The sequence below is a fragment of the Bowmanella denitrificans genome (genome assembly GCF_039522935.1).
GTDB lineage: Bacteria > Pseudomonadota > Gammaproteobacteria > Enterobacterales > Alteromonadaceae > Bowmanella > Bowmanella denitrificans.
The window spans coordinates 1,041,673-1,059,881 of record NZ_BAAAEI010000006.1 but is presented as its reverse complement, the minus strand read 5'-3'; the positions used below and the strand labels follow the sequence as shown (position 1 = coordinate 1,059,881).

General features: G+C 52.4%; 6 protein-coding genes. All 6 read left to right on the top strand.

What is annotated here, in order from left to right:
• The first annotated feature begins 65 nt into the window (after positions 1 to 65).
• The 6 genes from rmuC (at position 66) to ABD028_RS07355 (ending at position 18,202) form a co-directional block, all read left to right on the top strand.
• Positions 66 to 1,538 (top strand): DNA recombination protein RmuC, encoded by a 1,473-nt coding sequence (rmuC, locus tag ABD028_RS07380; RefSeq protein ID WP_343843604.1) that lies wholly within the window; start codon positions 66 to 68, stop codon positions 1,536 to 1,538.
• A gap of 75 nt (positions 1,539 to 1,613) precedes the next feature.
• Positions 1,614 to 2,459: a hypothetical protein gene (locus ABD028_RS07375; protein WP_343843601.1), complete on the top strand. Its 846-nt coding sequence runs from the start codon at positions 1,614 to 1,616 to the stop codon at positions 2,457 to 2,459.
• Between the two features lie 42 nt (positions 2,460 to 2,501).
• Positions 2,502 to 2,924, top strand: coding sequence for a CBS domain-containing protein (locus tag ABD028_RS07370; RefSeq protein ID WP_343843597.1), 423 nt, complete (start codon positions 2,502 to 2,504; stop codon positions 2,922 to 2,924).
• A 171-nt stretch (positions 2,925 to 3,095) separates the two neighbouring features.
• Entirely contained in the window at positions 3,096 to 4,292 is a 1,197-nt protein-coding gene (locus tag ABD028_RS07365; protein ID WP_343843594.1) for a GNAT family N-acetyltransferase, read from the top strand.
• Entirely contained in the window at positions 4,285 to 5,436 is a 1,152-nt protein-coding gene (locus ABD028_RS07360; RefSeq protein WP_343843591.1) for a sulfotransferase family protein, read from the top strand. The genes ABD028_RS07365 and ABD028_RS07360 overlap by 8 nt, the downstream gene beginning before the upstream one ends.
• Positions 5,437 to 5,602: 166 nt before the next feature.
• Complete coding sequence (locus tag ABD028_RS07355; RefSeq protein WP_343843588.1) at positions 5,603 to 18,202, top strand: amino acid adenylation domain-containing protein; 12,600 nt, start codon at positions 5,603 to 5,605, stop codon at positions 18,200 to 18,202.
• Positions 18,203 to 18,209 lie beyond the last annotated feature (7 nt).

Sequence of the window (18,209 nt, the reverse complement as noted above, 5' to 3'; positions counted from 1 at the left end):
CAAGCATCTGTGTGGTGACGGCATCTGTCTGAGTGCTGCCCCGCTATTTTTGGAGAATAACAATAGTGCAATTGGAACTGAATTCCCTGCAACTGGCTCTGGCCTTAGGCGGTGTGTTGGCTGGTGGTCTGATAAGCTGGCTGGTGGTGGCTAACCGTGCCCGTGCCGATAAACTGCAAATGCACAGTGAGCTGGAAAAATTGGCGCAGCAACTGGAGCAAAGTCAGCGCAGTCTGCATCAGGCCTATACCGAGGTTAGGGACAAGGAACGCAGTATAGAAGCCTATCATCAACAGCAACTGCAAATTCAAAATCAGCTTGGCCAGTTTCGCCAACAGGCCGAGCGGATCCCTGAATTACAGGCACAAAGTCGCGAGTGGCAGGATAAATGGCAACAGGCCAATGAACAGTCAAATAGCCTTCGCACTCAACTTGAAGCTCAGGCGGCGCGTTTTGAGCAGGAACAAAAGGCTATGGCAGAAAAGCTTGCCATGTTGCAGGAAACCGAAGAGCGCCTTAAACAGCAGTTTGAAAACCTGGCCAATAAGATCTTTGAACAGAAAACCCAGAATTTCAGCCAGGCCAGTAAACAGAGCCTGGACTCGTTACTGACGCCACTTAAAGATCAGATTGAAGGCTTCAAAAAGCAGGTGAGCGATCAGTACGTACGTGAAGGGCAGGAGCGTGCGTCACTGAAAACCGAAATACTGGGCCTTAAAGAGCTGAACAAACAGATTACCGAAGAAGCCGCGGCCCTGACCAAAGCCCTGAAAGGCGATAATAAGCAGCAGGGGAATTGGGGGGAGATTGTGCTGGAACGCATACTGACCGAGTCGGGCTTGCGCGAAGGGCATGAATACGAGACGCAGGGCCAGTACAAAGATGAGCAGGGTAAGGCCTACAAGCCTGACGTGATAGTGCACTTGCCCGGCGGCAAGGATGTAATCATCGACGCCAAAATGTCGCTGGCGGCCTATGAACGTTATTTTAACGAGCAGGACGACGACAGCCGTGCCCGCCACCTGAGCGAACACATTCAGTCTATTCGTAACCATATCAAGGGGCTGGGTAACAAGGATTACCAAAAGTTGGATGGGGTAAGGACGCTGGATTACGTACTGATGTTTGTGCCGGTAGAGCCGGCGTTTTTGCTGGCCATTGATCAAGCCCCCGACCTTATCAAACTGGCCCTCGATAACAATATTATGCTGGTCAGTCCCACCAATTTACTGGTGGCCCTGCGCACCATCAATAATATCTGGCAGTATGAGTATCAGAACCAGAACGCCCAGAAGATAGCCAAGAAAGCGGCCGATCTGTATGACAAATTCGTGGCCTTTACGGCCGATATGGAAGGGCTGGGTACGTCCTTACAGACGGTGCAGAAAAAATATGATGGCGCCATCAAAAAGTTGTCCGAAGGACGCGGCAATCTGGTGCGACGCGCAGAAGAGTTTAAAAGCCTTGGCGTACAGTCATCGAAAAAAATCAGCAACAGCCTGGCCGAGCTGTCAGTGGATGATGACACTCAGGGGTAAAGCCCAATAACTCGCATGGTGATAACGTCGACGGAAGACTAGGATAAAAGCAGGTCTTCAATATTGTGAAACGCCATGCGTCAAGGTGTGTATGACTGCTTACTGGCACTGACTATTGTGTTCAGTGTGCTCAACCCGGTTTTGGCCAAGGAGCCTCTGGTGTTGATCTCCGGTAATTTGTATCAGCACCGGGACGTTGACCCTCAGGAAAAACATCTACTGGCGCTGTTTTCTCAGGCACTGTCCGGCGAATTTGCCGTGGAGACATTGTGGCTTAACCAGCAGATGCGTATGAGCATGATTAGACGTTTTGACAATTATTGCTCATACAATGCCATTCGCACGGCCGAACGGGAACAACACAGCTATTTTTCCCGCTATCCTTCGACAATCTATCCAAGCCGCAAGCTTGTCAGTCTCAAAGGGCGCTTTGATGGATTACCTGAACGGGTATCGGTCAGCGCGCTGCTGGAGCAGAAGTTTACGATGGCCATTGTGGGGATGAGCTATTACGGCGAGCTGACCCCGTTACTGAGCGCCAGACCGGAGCAAATCGTGCAATTAAGTGGCAGTGAAACCTATGATCAACTTATTTCGATGTTCGAACGCGATCGTTTTGACATGCTGATTGAATATGAAGATTTTGTCAGGCGCATTGTCGGTCAGCGCGATGTATTGCAGTTTCGGCAAATTGCTGAATATGATAACTCGCCTGTGGCTGGATTTTTTTTCTGCTCTATATCGGAGTCCGGGCGCCGGGCTGTAGACATTATCGATGATTTTTTCCGCAGCAAGGCCATGCTTGAAGGACTCAGGGACTTTCATACCAGTCGCTTCAGCCCTGGCGATCAGGCATTGATATTCCGGCAGTTCAGGGAATTGTACGGTTTGGACTTGCAAAAAGGGCAAACTCAGCATTAGATTGAAACTGTGGCCTATGTTGATGTTTTGCAGGGAGAAATTGTGAAAGTCAGCAAGATTATGAGCGCACCGGTGGTAACGGTAAAGATGGATGACAATCTGTACCGGGTGCACGAGATTTTTCAGAAACATAAGTTTCATCATGTGCTGGTGGTGGACGGCAAAACCCTGCTAGGGGTGATTTCTGATCGCGATCTGCTTAAAGCGGTGAGTGCCCGTATTGGTTCAAACAGCGCAGATGCCAGGGATATGGCGTCTTTTCAGAAAAAAGTGTACCAAATCATGAGCCGCAATCTGATTACTATCAATCTCAATGACTCCGTGTTGCAGGCGGTTCGCTTATTTAACCGCCATGCTATTTCCTGTTTACCTGTGGTTGATGACAACAAGCACTGGGTGGGGATACTCAGTTGGCGGGATATTTTCCGGCAAATTGAAAAAATGAAAGATAGTAGAGCGTCTTGACCTTTTGCGATCCCAATAAATTGCCATAAGCCGCAATCTCCAATATACCAGACTACTGACAAAGCCTGACACAACAGAACAACAAGACCAGAGCCGATCCCATAGAATTCCTGCAAGCCATTTCACCGCCTGAATCTCTGACGTCAGGCTTGTATGGGATATCAGGGAACTATGTATCACTTTCGGCTTTTTCAGGAACCTGCCGAGCTCGAGCAAAGCGGCTGGCAGGACTTTGTTCAGCGCCATGCCGCTCATGATCTGGCTGATTTAGCGTTTTTACGTGCCATTCACGCCAGTCTGTCTTCTGCCGATCGGTGTTTCTTTGCCCTGTTTTTTGATGCGCAGCAGCAATGTGTGGCCTGTGCCGTGTTGTCACTGTTTAACTGGGATCCACTCAATGTACCGGGCGCAAAGCGGCAACGACTGCTGCGGGGTATTCGCCGGATCTGGCCGGGTTTTTTGAAGCTGCCACTGCTGTTGTGTGGCCCACCCGTATCCCTGGGAAGCAATCTGCTGGTGGTACACAACCAGGTAGACGGTGATGCTCTGGCAGAAACCCTTAAAAATGCCCTCGAACAAGTCGGGCGGCAATGTCGTTGCAGCCTGCATATGGTGACGGAGTCAGCACCTGAACAATTGCCGCTGTTAGGCAAACTGACAAACTACGGTTATCAACTGGCGCCCAGTCCTCCCTATTATTATTTTCCTTCAAAATTTCGTCGCTTCAGTGACTACTGTCAGGCGCTTCAGGCCAAGTACCGTGCCAATGTACGCAGGGCACAGCAGCATTTTTTGCAATCTGGCTTTGCCATCTCCCATCTTTCCAAAGCACAGTTATTCGATGCCTTTGGGCCTGATCTTTACCAGTTGTATCTGGCCGTTGTGAAGAAATCTGCCTACAGATTCGAAGTGCTGGAGCATGACTTTTTTCAGCAACTGATACGGCATCAATCTGATCGACTGTTACTGACGTTGGCGGTTAAAGAGGAACGAACCGTCGGCTTTATGCTGTCTTTGTTCAGTCATAAACGTTTCTATCTGCTGTTTGCCGGTTTGGACTATCAGGCCAATCGGCAGACCAATGTCTACTACAACCTGGTATACGCCGCCATTGAGCAGGCGCTGGAAAAAGGTCCCTTCGACAGTATTCATGTGGGGCAGGCCGCTGACACTTTCAAGGCCCGCTTGGGATGTCAGGCGGTACCTATGACCTTGCTTCTCAAAGCTCGCACCAGGCTTGGCCGCATCCTGCTGGATTGGTTTGGTCAGGACATGCTGACAAGCCCACCACCGCAACCCAATTACCGGGTATTTAAGGTATCTGATAACAGACACTTCCATAGTCATGTCGGAGGCAAAGATGAATAAAGATAAAAAACACAAGGACGCCCAGATTGGGATGGGGATGTCGCTGTTTCGATTTCTGAAATTTTGGCGGCAAACGCAATGGCAGGTTGCCAAAGACAAGGAATCCTTGCTGGTGGATTACCTTGCATATTTCCTGTTATTCGGCTGGTTTTTTACGCTGTTGGGATGGTTGGAATACCTGCTGTACCAGCGACGGATTACACGCACTCCCATTGTTCATCAACCGGTTTTTTTGTTGGGACATTGGCGCAGTGGTACCACCTATTTTCACTATTTGCTCAGCCAGGACCCACAGTTTGCCTGTCTGACCCTGCGCCATGCATCTACCTATCCCTGCTGCCTGATCCTGGACAAATTGGGATGGTTGAAAAAACTCTTTGATGACCAGGTACCGCAAAAACGCCCTATGGATGATGTTGAGTTGACACCTGATGCGGCGTTTGAGGAAGAATATGCCCTGCTTTACACACAGGGCTCCTGCTATCTGGCATGGTTGTTCCCTGCAGTGTTCCAGACCTTCTTCCAACGTTTTTTGTTTTTCGGCAATACTTCGTTGGCGGCCAGCCAGTGGAAGCAGCAGTATGCTAAGGTCATCAAAAAACTGAACTTTTTGTATCGGCAAAAGCGTCTGCTGCTCAAGAATCCTATCAACACTGCCCGGGTCAAGTTGCTGTTGCAGCTATATCCTGATGCCAAGTTCATTTACATCAAACGTAACCCTGTGGATGTGTTTCATTCCACCCTCAGGCTACATCGCAAGATGTGTCAGGACTCTGCCATACAAACGCTGACAGAAGAGCAGAACAAAGCTGCGGTGATGAACATTTATCCTAGCCTGCTGCAACGCTATTTTGATGAGCGTCACCTGATACCCGCAAACAACCTGTTTGAGGTGCGGTATGAAGATCTGGTCCATGACCCCCTTGGCAACCTGGCGTCGTTGTATGAGCGTTTACAACTGCCTGGTTTTGAGCAGGTCAAGTCGCGCTTTGAGCACTTTGTTATGGCGCATCAGCACTATGCCGTTGAGTCCTACCAAAGTGATGATGAGCTGCTGAATACCCTGCGTCAGCAATGGCATGACGGATTTTGCGACTGGCAACCGGATGCACCTTCAGTGTCTTCATCCCGAGCCGCCGGGTAAGGCTGGCAAGTGACAGATGTCATGTGTTTGTCAGTAATTTTCCGGCCTATTTTCGCCTTTGTCAGCATCTCTGCGCAAAGGCTAAACAGGCCAAATTTCTATGCTAGTTTGGCGCGTCGACATCGCTTTTTGGTTCTGCCACTAACTTAAGGATTCAGAGGGAAACATGAACTTTGCTGCGCGCATCCTGCAAACTGCACACCGCTTTCCTGAGCGCATTGCCATGGAATATGGCCAATATCACCTGAGTTATGCCCAACTGGCGCAGCAGGCAGATTTGTTGAGCACCAAAATTAGCCGGCATTGTTGTTCCGGGGGCGTTATTTGCACTTATCTGGGGATTCAGCCGGAGCTCATCAGCGCCATGCTGGCGATTGGTCAGAGTCACTGTGTGTTTACGCCTGTGGATCCATTCCAGCACCCTTCACGTCAACAGCAGGTTTTGTCACAGGCAAAGCCCATATTGATTATCACCACGGCCAACTGGCTGGCCCAGTTGGATCAACTGGCGCAGCGCATTCAGCAACCCTTAGCGGTGTTGCTGCTGGAGGAAGATCAACAACCAGTGCAGACTTATACAAATCTGCACCAAGCCATTGACGAGCTGGCCGGGACCAAAGTGTCAGCGGAGGTTGGCTATTTGTATTTCACTTCGGGCTCCACTGGTGTGCCCAAGGGAATTTTGGGCCGCCACCAGGGGCTATGTGCCTTTATCGATTGGGAAAGCGACTATCTGCAGATTCAGGCGCAGGACAAAGTGAGTCTGCTGACACCACAAACCTTTGATCCCTTCCTCAGGGACGTACTGCTGCCGCTTTTCAATGGTGCAACATTGTGTATCCCGCCGGATCCCGGTGTTCGATTGGATCCAGAGCGCACCAATGACTGGTTGGCGCAAAGCGGGGTGACGGTGCATCATAATGTGCCATCCCTGTTTGCCATCCTGCTGGATAACGCCAATACGCAGCCGGTCAATACCACGCTCCGTCATGTATTGCTGGCCGGTGAACCACTGAAACCCAGGCTGGTGGAGCATTTTTTCGCGCACAAGCGCTTTGCCAATGCCAGCCTGACTAATCTGTATGGTCCAACTGAAACCACCCTGGCCAAGTTTTTTTACCCGGTGTCAGATGCCGACGCAGAGCGCAAAAGAATACCGGTTGGCCGACCCATCAGCGGCGCGCGTTTTTTACTGCTGAATGAGCGCGGTGAAGCGCAACAAAGTGGGCAAGGAGAAGTCGTCATTGTAACTCCGCACAGGTCGGCAGGATATCTGGGCAAAACCCCGCAAGACCTGGTGGACTGGTTTGCAATAGGCGATGAGTCCGTGCCTGGATACCGAACCGGAGACTTAGCACAGGTTAATGAATCCGGTGAGCTGGAGTTGATGGAGCGCATCGACTTGCAGGTCAAAATTCATGGACAGCGCGTGGAGCTCAGCGAGGTGGAACTGGCCCTTGAAGCTGTCGAGGAGATTGAGGCTGCCGTGGTGAAAGCTGTTGGTGACGAAGAGGCCATGCTGGTTGCCTATGTGATTAGCTCAACAAGCATAGCGCCGCATGCCCTGGCTCAGAGCCTACGTGCTCGCCTGGCTGACCATATGATACCGGCACATTTTATTCAACTTCAGTCATTCCCCCTTCTACCCAACGGCAAGGTGGACCGTCGCAGCTTACCTATGCCACCGTCGGGGCGGCCCAATGCTTTGGATGCTGAGTTTGAAGCCCCGCAGGGAAAGTGGGAAATAATGTTGGCGAAATGCTGGCAACAGGTGCTGAATATGGACAGCATTGGACGCCACGATAATTTTTTTCAATTAGGTGGCCGTTCGCTGCAAGGCTTGAAGCTTAACAGTCTGGTGCAAAGCGAATTCGCTGTCGTTTTAAATCCTGCCACGTTGTTTGCCTACCCAACTATTGCCGAACTGGCAGCTTATCTGACTAAGCCACATGATAATCAGGCTGATAGCACGCCATCAGCCGCATCAGAGGGACTTACGCCGGATCAACGACGGTTGTGTTTCTTCCAGCATCGTCATCCTGACAGTGCCTTGTATAACATGGCCTATGAAAGTTGTTGGCAGGGTTACCTGGATGTTAAAGCACTGCAAAAAGCATTGCATGTAGTGGTGGCGTCTCAGCCAGCACTGAGAACCGGAGTTATCCTGCAAGACGGTGAGTTTATGCCGCTGCCTCTGGCGTCAGAGCCAGACTTGAACTTTGTCGACCTGAGCGACGAAGTGAACGCCAGCGACGCTGCACGGCAGTGGATGGAAGCCGCGGCAAGGCAGCCATTTCATCTGGATGGTCAAGCCTTATGGTGTGCAGCGCTGCTTAAGGTTAGTGATGCTGAATATCGGCTGTATATCTGTTTACACCACAGTATTGCTGACGGCTGGTCTTTTGACCTGTTCTGGCAACAATGGCTTGATGCTTATAAGCAGTGTCTGAGTGGCAAGTCGGTGCCACACACAATAACAAGTAACGCAACCGCCTGGCCCAAGGTTGAACAGGCAGCAAGCCTGGCTTACTGGCAGGCATTGATGCAGGATGCGCCCCCTGTTACCAGCTTGCCAGGTGATTATGCCAGGCCGGCTCAGTGGCAATATCAGGGGCATCGCCTGCGTTTTACCTTACCCAAAGCCCTGGCACAGGGCTGTGCCATGCAGGCCCGGCGTCTCAATGTGTCGGTGTTTTCCTTTTATCTGGCTGCGTTTAAAGTGCTGCTGAATCACTACAATGGTCAGCAGGATCAAGTGATTGGTGTACCGGTCGCCAACCGCAATCAGCCTGGCAGTGAGCAGCGCATTGGCTTCTATGTCAATTTACTCTGCTATCGCTCCAGTCTTGAGCCGCACAACAGTTTCGCCCAGTTTGCGCAACAGATTCACCGCCAAAGCAGTCAGAATCTATATCACCAGCAGTTGCCATTTGATGAGCTGGTTCAGGCGTTAAACCCCTCCAGAGCGGCCAATTTGTCGCCACTGTTTCAGGTGATGTTTGCCATGCAACAACAAGAGGCAAATGAACAGATTCTGCCTAATGCGGTGCTGGCAAGGCCGAGACAGTTGGATAATGGTACCGCAAAATATGATCTGACCCTGCAACTTTGGGACGAAGACTGGGGACTGGAAGGAGAGCTGGAATATGCCAATTCGCTCTTCTGTGAAAAGACTATACAGCGGCTAACCGATAGTTTTGCGTATTTGCTAGCGCAGCTCAGTAGCGATCCTCAGCAACCAGTCAGTTCACTTAAACTGCTGTCAGTTGCGCAACGTCAGCAAATTCTGGCCTGGAATCAGACGGCCCGGCCATTCACTGACAATTGTGGAATTCATGAGCTGATTCGCCGACAGGCACTAAAAACGCCGACCAATACGGCTCTGGTTTTTCAACAAGAGCAAATGAATTATCAGGACCTGGAACGCACCGCCAACCAACTGGCGCATGTGTTGATCGCCAAAGGCGTCGGTAAAGGTGACCCGGTAGCCATCAGTCTGGCGCGCGGCATACCGCTGGTGGTGTCTTTTCTGGCCGTGCTTAAAGCCGGTGCTGTATACGTGCCGGTAGATCCGGATTATCCCTTAATGCGGCGCGAATATATGCTGAGCGACAGTGGTGCGCGACTGCTGATCACTGAGGCGCAATACCTGAGCGCATATCAGACGGCGGGTGTGGAACTGCTGGAGCTGAACAGTTACTGGGCTAGTCTTGGCCAGCAGAGTGATGAACCTCCGCAGGTGGAGGTACTGGCTCAGTGCATGGCTTACATCATTTATACCTCTGGCTCGACCGGTAAACCCAAAGGTGTGGCGATTGCCCATCAGGGCGTCTGCAACCTGGCCGAGGATGAAATTGAGTTGTTGCAGGTCAAGCCAGACAGCCGGGTGTTGCAATTTGCCTCATTTAGTTTTGATACGTCTGTGTGGGAGATTGTCGTTACCCTCATCAGCGGCGCGGCATTGGTATTAGATGAGCGACTGGCGTTAATGCCAGGGCTGGGGCTGGCCAGGGTGGTGGAAAAACAACAGATCACGCACCTTACGTTACCCGCGTCAGCCCTCGCTGTTATGCCCAAAGAAAGCCTGACCGGCGTCAAGGTGCTGATTGTCGCTGGTGAGGCCTGCACCCCGGAATTGGTGGAGCAATGGGCAAGCGGGCGGGTCTTTATCAATTCTTACGGGCCGACCGAAACCACCGTCAGTGCCACCAACGCCCGGTTGATGCCGGGCTGTGCAAAAGCCCATATTGGTCGCCCGCTGTCCAACACCCAATGCTGGGTGCTGGACAGCCATTTGCAACCTTGTGCCATAGGCGCCATCGGCGAGCTGTGTATCAGTGGTGTAGGGCTGGCCATGGGCTATCTTAATCGGCCCGATGCTACGTCCGAACGCTTTGTTCAGGTTGAACTGGGCGAGCTGGGCAGCCATCTTGTCTATCGCAGTGGCGATTTAGTGCGTTATCTGGCGGACGGAAATCTGGAGTTTCTGGGGCGGGTTGATCACCAGGTTAAGATTCGTGGCTTTCGTCTTGAGCTGAGTGAAATTGAGCAGTTGGCCAGGCGCCACCCGCAGGTTTTGGATGTGCTGGCGCTGATACAAGGAAGCGCAGCGCAGGCACAGATTCTCCTTTATGTGGTCGCATCCACCCCCGCATCCTTCCCTCGGGACGAACTGCAGTCATTGCTGATGAGGCAACTGCCAGATCATGCTATGCCCAATCACATACTGATCATGGATGGATTTCCCCGGCTACCCAATAACAAAATTGATCGTGCTGCCTTACCCCAGCCCGGTGCGGGCCCCGATAATCTGACTGTATCGCCGGCCATTAGCAAAGAAGAAATTGCCCTGCTGGCGGTTTGTCAGGAACTGTTGGGTGGCAAAGTACTGGATTTACAGCGCTCGTTTTTTGCCCAAGGGGGGCATTCATTGCTGGCTGTACAAGTGTCGGCCCGGCTGGCTAAACAGTATGGGCTGGAACTTCCTGTCGAGGCATTCTTTGAATCCCCTCAACTTCAACATATTGCTTTACGCTGCAAACCATTGGCAAGCCCGCAGCCTATCCGCACCGAGCGGCCCTGGCCGACTCCCACAAGGGCTGGTGAATGGGTTAATCTGAGCGACTCACAGTTACCCATCTGGCTGGACTGCCATCTGCAGGAGCAGAGTAGTCATTACAATATCTGTCAGCTTTGCCTGGTTGGTCAGCGTTACCCGCTATTGGTGCTTATTCAGGCCATTAATCAGGTGTTATCCATCCATGACATCTTTCGCCTGCATTTTCGTTTCGAAGACGGCAGGCCACAACAGTCTTTGCAATCCGTCCCTGGCGGGCTGCTAACAGAGCAGGATGTTGAGTATGGCTATGCAACATTGGCGGAGGTTTTAACCCAGGCCCGCGCACAGGCAAAAATCCCCATTGCCCTTACTGATAGCCAGCCTTACCGGTTAACCCTTTATCAGACTCATTCAGAAGGGTTAGCCCTGCTGCTATGCATCCACCATATTCTTATTGATGAGCAGTCGTTGACGAAGCTGCATCAGGCTATCAATGCCGCGGCAGCTAAGCTACAGGGGGAATTGCCGGATGCTGCCTACATAGACTTTGCCTGCTGGCAGCAGAGCCAGACCGTTAACCCGCAAAGTCAGGCATTCTGGCAACAGCAACTGAAAGACCCGCCTCAGGCCTTGTCGTTGCCTTTTGCAGGCCGCAACAGTGACAGCAGTCAGATACAGGGGGTCAGTGCCGGCGCAGTAGTGACCTGTGAAATTGATTCATCAGTAGGTAGGTCGGTAGCGCAACTTGCTGATTCGCAACAAAGTACGCCCATGCAAACCTGGTTGGGGCTGTTTATGGCCTTTTTGCACAGGTTGACGGGCCAGACGGATATTTTAGTGACAACGCCGGTATCCTGGCGCCCGCTATCTTGTCTTGAAAATACAATCGGCTTATTTATCAATACCTTGCCTGTCAGACTAAACATTGGACATGAAGACGGCACAGGTCAGGTGGTGGGCCGTTTAAAAACTCTCTTACCGCAACTTATGCGGCACGCCGACAGGCCTTTGCAGCAATTACTCAAAGCATTGGGTCGACAGCAGGGCCATGATCTGGCTGCCTGCAACATTATGTTTGTTTATCAGAGTGAGGAACTTGAAACACCTTACCCGGTACAAACACTGGACAATGATACGGCTAAGTTTGATTTAACGCTGTTTATTGTCCAGAAACAGGGCCGGATCAGTTGTCGTTTTGAGTACCGCCTCAGCGCCTTTTCGTCCCAGGCAGTGGATAGCCTGGCCAAGTGCTGGTTGCACTTTGTTGCACAGGGAGCGGCTTACCCGAATCAGCTCGTCAGTCAGCTAGGCTTATGGCAAAAAGCCGATGCCGATGCGTTGCTGGCACGCTGGGCTTGTGGTCCTGCAAAGCCTATGGGTAAAGATGTACTCACTCAGTTCAGTAAGGTGGTTAACACTAGAGGTGATGCTACAGCGCTGAAAATGGGGGATACCTCGACAAGCTACCAACAATTGGACAGGCAAAGTGGCCAATTGGCTGCGCATCTGCAGCGCTTGTGGCAAGTACAGCCGGAATCGCTGGTTGCCATATTGTTACCCAGAGGATTGGCACTACCACTAAGTGTACTGGCAGTGTTCAAAGCCGGAGGCGCTTACTTGCCAGTGGACCCGGCACTGCCTGCCGGCAGAATAGCCTTTATGCTCAAAGATGCCAGCGTTTGCGGGGTTATTTGCAATGAGCAGACCCGGGAGCTGGCCTGTACCGCCTATGCGGCAGCTGGCAAGGCGCCAAGCCTGCTTAACCTGGACAGCAATCACTGGCAGTCAGTGGATATGGCAACGAGTGCTTTACCCTTGCCAGCGTCACAATTGGCTTATGTGATCTACACATCCGGCTCAACCGGAGTGCCTAAAGGGGTGATGATCGAGCATGGCGCACTGAGTAATTATCTGTACCACGCCCAGCATCAGTATGGCCAGCAGGGTGCTGACACCCTGATGCATTTGTCTGTCAGCTTTGATGCCTCTGTCACCAGTTTGTTTGTTCCGCTGCTGCGTGGTGCCACCTTACATTTACTGGCCCCGGATGCCGATGCTCAGGAACTGCTGGAAACACTGACCATAGGTACTGATCAGGACTTTCTCAAACTGACTCCGGCGCATCTGGAACTGCTGCAAGGCCTGCAACAAAGGCAGCACCTGCAGCATTGCCACTTCGTAATTGGTGGGGAAGCACTAAAGTACGAGAATGCCAGCCGCCTGCAAGCGCTGTTGCCTGATGCCGTTTTGTATAACGAATATGGCCCGACAGAAGCCACGGTGGGCTGCTGTGTCTATCAGTTCGGGCAAGGGCCGGATAATGTAGGTGGCCTGGTGCCCATTGGCCGGCCTATTGCCAATACCAAATTGTATGTGCTGGATAATGCTATGCAGCCCGTGCCACCAGGTATGGACGGCGAGTTGTACATCGGCGGAAGCGGGCTGGCACGAGGATATCTGAACCGCCCCGATCTAACCCATGCGCGTTTTGTCACTGACCCTTTTACCGCGAAGGAAAAAGGAGCCCGGCTTTATCGTACCGGGGACCGGGTAAGGTATTTGAATGACGGTAACCTGTTGTATCTGGGCCGCATAGATGAACAACTTAAATTCAAAGGCTTTCGTATTGAGCCGGGGGAAATTGAAGCCATTGCCTGTCAGTCTCCACTGGTGCATCAGGCCAGTGTTGGCATTCGTCAGCAGGGCCAACATCAGATACTGGTGGCCTACCTGGTACTGCATGAACAGCCGGCTCAGTGGCAATCTATGCTGCGTGACCATCTTTGCATGCACCTGCCGGATTACATGCTGCCCAATCTGATGCTGGCTTTGCCTGTGCTGCCGCTGACAGCCAACGGCAAGGTCGACCGTGTTGTGTTAGAGAAAATGCCACTGCCGCAAACCAAAGGGGCGGCAAACGACAGTCTCAATACCCAGCAATGTCTGATAGTCAGTCAGTGTCAGCAACTATTTGATAACCAGGCAATCGGGCTGCAGGATAACTTCTTCGAGCTGGGAGGAGACTCTATTCTGGCCTTGCAACTGGTGTTTCGTTGCCGGGAAGCCGGGTATGCACTGCAGGCCAGAGACGTGTTTCAGCGCCAGACCATTGCACAGATAGCCCTTTGCCTTATTCCTCTGACTCCCCGGACCATTGTGCCGCAAAACCAAAAAGATGTCGGACTCTCACCCATGCAGAGCTGGCTGTTTGAACACGGCGGTCATGGGCACTGGCAGTTTAACCAGGCAATGTTGTTCAGCCTGGATAAAAACCTCGATGTTCAGCGATTTGAGCGGGCATTTGCTCAGGTACTGAATCAGCATGCCGGCCTGCGCCAGATTTTTGATCTTCAGACTGAACACGGGCACCCCAGGCTGTTACCACAAGGGCAAAAGGTTTTGCTGAGTCAGGTCGACTGTCCTTCCTCCCCTGAAGGGTTCAATGAACTGTTAGAACAGCAGCAGGGCTTCGCGCTGGACAAAGGCCCTTTGCTTAAGGCACTGCGAATTATCCGGGCCAAAGAGGCTGAGGACTGGCTGTTGCTGGTGGCCCACCACAGCATCATTGATAATTGGTCCTGGACGGTGCTGATTGAGGATTTGCTTGATTATTACCAGCAACCGCATAAGTCATTGTCTGATGTACCGTCAGTAATAGATTGGGTAAGTTGTTTGCAACAACGTGAGGTTGCCGAGGCGGAAAGGGCGCTTTGGTATCACCGAGCATCGACGCGTTTGCCCCCATTATTTGCCCGCACAGACAGTCATAGTTACGGACAAAGCGCCAGCTTGCAGATCCGCCTGGATAAGGAGCAGAGCGATAAGTTGCTGAGCATGGCCCAACAACCCGTAGATGCGCGGGTTGATGAGGTGCTCAGTGGGGCATTGGCCATAACGCTGATGCAGATGCAGCAGCGCGGAGCACTAAGATTTAATCTGGAAACCCATGGGCGGGCGGAGGGCCTGGCCGTAAACCCGCAACGTCTGGTGGGATGGCTGACTGCCCTGTTTCCGGTGTTATTTGAACTTCCCTGGCCCTGCAGTCCTTTACAGGTATTGCGAGAAGCCAAACAACGTTTACGTGAAACTCCGGCCCAAGGGGTGGGATACGGCAGTCTCAAATACCTGCATAAAGATAAACAGCTGCGTGATGGTCAGCCGGTCGAGGTTTGTCTCAATTATCTGGGACGTTTGAGTGTACAGCAGAATCTGAGCTTGCCTCTTATCGCCGCACACAATACGCCAATACCGGGTCGCCATCACAGTGCGATTCAGCGTGCTCATCAACTGGAAGTGGATGCCATGCTTGATGAGCAAGGACTGACCCTGCACTGGCAGTATAATCCGGCTTGCTTGCCTGCTATTCAGGCCCAACAACTTGCTGAGCGAATGCTGGATAACATCAAGGTGTTAATTACCCTCGGTGATACGCCATTGCCGGTACCGGCCGACTTCGATCTGGTGGCGTTGGAACAGGACGAGCTGGCGCTGTTAATACAAGATTACCCCGAGCTTAGCCAGATACTGCCCTTGTCGTGGATGCAGGAAGGGATGCTGTTTCACAGTCGCTATGCGCCCGCTAGCGGCGTTTATCATGAACAAATTGTATATACCCTTAATGGCCGCTGGCAGGCGGACAGAATGCGCCAGGCATTTAACTCGCTGGTGGCCCGTCACGACATTCTGCGTAGCGCCTTTGTGCTGGATTTACCCTCAGGCCCCGTGCAGGTCATTAACTCCAGAGCTGAGCTTGACTGGCACTATCTCGACTGGCAGGCACAGCCTGTACAAGACCTTGACGCTGCGCTGGACAAGCTTCTGGCGGACGATTTGAGTCAACCTTTTGCCATGCATAAGCCAGCTTTACTGCGGATTTACCATATTCAACTCAATACGCAGTTGCACTGGCTGTTGGTCAGCCATCATCACGCCATTCTGGACGGCTGGTCCTTATCCCGTCTGATGGCGGAATTTAGACACTTGTGTGGCATGGCAGATGCCGACATGCCGGACCGGGTCGAGGCCACTGCACAGTATGGTGATTACCTTAAATGGTTGCACGGCCGTCAGTCAGATTTGGCCTTCTGGGAAGCCTGGTTAGGCAAAGGATGTCAGCCCACCACTTTGCCTTTGGCGGATATACAGAAATTAACCGAGCTAAGAGGGGAGCTCGCGCAACATCATCATTGCCTGAAAGGTCAGGCCTTTAGCCATCTTCGAAGCTTTGCCCGCCGCCATCGCCTTACTCTAAGTACGCTGGTACAGGCGGCTTGGGCAACACTACTGCATGAATACAGTGGCAGTCGCCAGGTGATCTTTGGGGTTACCCACTCAGGACGGAATATCGAGCTGCCCAGGGTCGAGGAAATGCTTGGATTGTTTATCAATACCCTGCCTTGTAGCGTGACCTTTGAGCCCGGTAAACCCATATTAAACTGGCTGACCGATATTCAGCAAAGCATGCTGGCATGTCAGCCCCATGTTCATGACTCATTAGCCGATATTCAGCAGCACTGTGCGGCAAATCCGCGGCAATCTTTGTTTCACAGTATCCTGGTGTTTGAAAACTACCCCATACCCAAAGCCGTTGATCAGGAGCTGAATTACACCTTACTCAAAGCCAAAGAGAGCACAAACTACCCGCTGGTTCTGGTGGTGGGAGACGATGGCAGCCAGGGGCAAGAGCTGCGTTTCAACCTGGTGTATGACACCACTTGCGTGCGTGATATTCATATCCTGGCCGATAAACTGGTAGACATTCTGGCGCGATTCAGTGCTGCAGATTCAACTACCTGTTTGGTGGCGTCCGGACTTCCTCAGGTGCTGCAGGGGAGCAGGGTAGTGCATGACGCAGAACACTGCTTGCAGTGGTTTGAGCAGGCGACAGCCGCGTTCCCCCATCAACCAGCCATTCGTGATGATATGGGGGACCTGACCTACAAGGAACTGGCTTGTCGGGTTGACTATCTGGTCGGTCAGCTCCAGACCTGGATGCAGCAACATGGTTTCGCTGCTAAGGGCACCCATATCGGCGTGTGCATTTCAAGGCGCCGGGAGCTCATCGTTGCACTGCTGGCAGTCATGCGCTGTGGCGCGGCATATGTGCCGCTTGACCCCAGTCTACCTGCAGCGCGCTTGCAGTTTATGCTCAGCGACGCCAAGCCGGCTTTGCTGTTAAGTGAGACTGGTATCCAGCGCTTTGGTGACGAGGTACCGAGATGTGATCTGGACCTTGTCGGAGCGCAATTACCCGAGCCTTCGTCAGCCTCCTTGCCGCAGATACAAGCACAAGACCTTTGTTATCTGATATACACCTCGGGCTCCACCGGGCAGCCTAAAGGCGTAAGGATTACGCATGGCGGTTTGCGTAATTATCTTGGCTATGCTCGTGAGGAATATGCAAGGCACGGTTGCATCGATAGCTGTGTACACAGTTCGATTGGGTTTGACGCCACTATCACTAGTCTGTTTTTACCACTCACCCTGGGCGGTTGTGTGCAGCTGGTGTCTGAGCGGGACGAACTGGGGGCCTTGGCTGAAGCTGTGATGGCAGCTCGACATCCGTTGCTACTGAAAATTACCCCTGTGCATTTGCAATTGCTGGCTGAGCGTTTACTACCCGGCCAATGCCAGGCACTGGCTTCTGTTGTCATCGGTGGAGAGGCGCTGGATTACAGTCAGGTGCAACCACTCAGACAGTTGGCGCCCCAGGCCACTTTCTACAACGAATACGGGCCGACAGAAACTGTGGTGGGCTGTTGTGTCTATCGTCTTGACGCACACCTGACCCAAGGGCCAGTACCCATAGGCAAGCCCATCCACAATACCTGTTTGTACCTGGCCGATGTTCAAAACGGGCCGGCAACAACCGAACTGGCTGCTGAACTCTTGATTGGTGGGGATGGCGTTGCGCTGGGCTATCTAAACCGGCCATCACAAACGCAAGCGCAGTTTGTGCCGTTGTCTTTGCCCGCCATCAGCGGGCGCTTCTACCGCAGTGGTGACCTGGTCAGAGTGCTGCCCTCGGGGGATTTGCTGTATCTGGGACGTCAGGACACCCAACTGAAGATTCGTGGCTTTCGTATTGAAGCGGCAGAGGTGGAAAGTGCCTTGCTGGCCATCCCGGCGGTCGCACAGGCTGCCGTGCTGGTCATGCATCAGCAGCAAGAAGCCAGATTGACGGCCTTTGTTGCTTCCCGACAAGACGGGGAGGAGGTGTCCGCCGAGTCATTGCGCGAGCATCTGAGCCAGCATTTGCCCTTGTATATGGTGCCCGAGCAATTTGTGGTGTTACCGCAACTGCCAATGACCACAAACGGCAAGCTGGATCGCACAGCGCTGGCCACCACTGCGTTACCAGAGCAGTTGGCAAGTGATTATCAGCCTGCACGTAACCCAACAGAGCAGATGCTGTGTGAACTGTATGCCGAGTTGCTAGGCCAGCAAAGGGTCGGTCGAAATGACGACTTTTTTGCTATCGGAGGACATTCCCTCAAGGCCACCCGCCTGGTTTCACGTATCCGTCATCGCAGTCAACAGGCTTTGACGCTGCGCGAAGTATTTGATTTTCCAAAGGTCTGGCAACTGGCTGAGCGTCTGGCAGGTCTGCCTGAACACCACTCAGATGCAAAGCAACAGCGTGCCGGTGCTATTCCCCGACTCAACCGGCAGGCTCGCCGGGTTGATGAACCATCCGACAGTTACTAACAATACA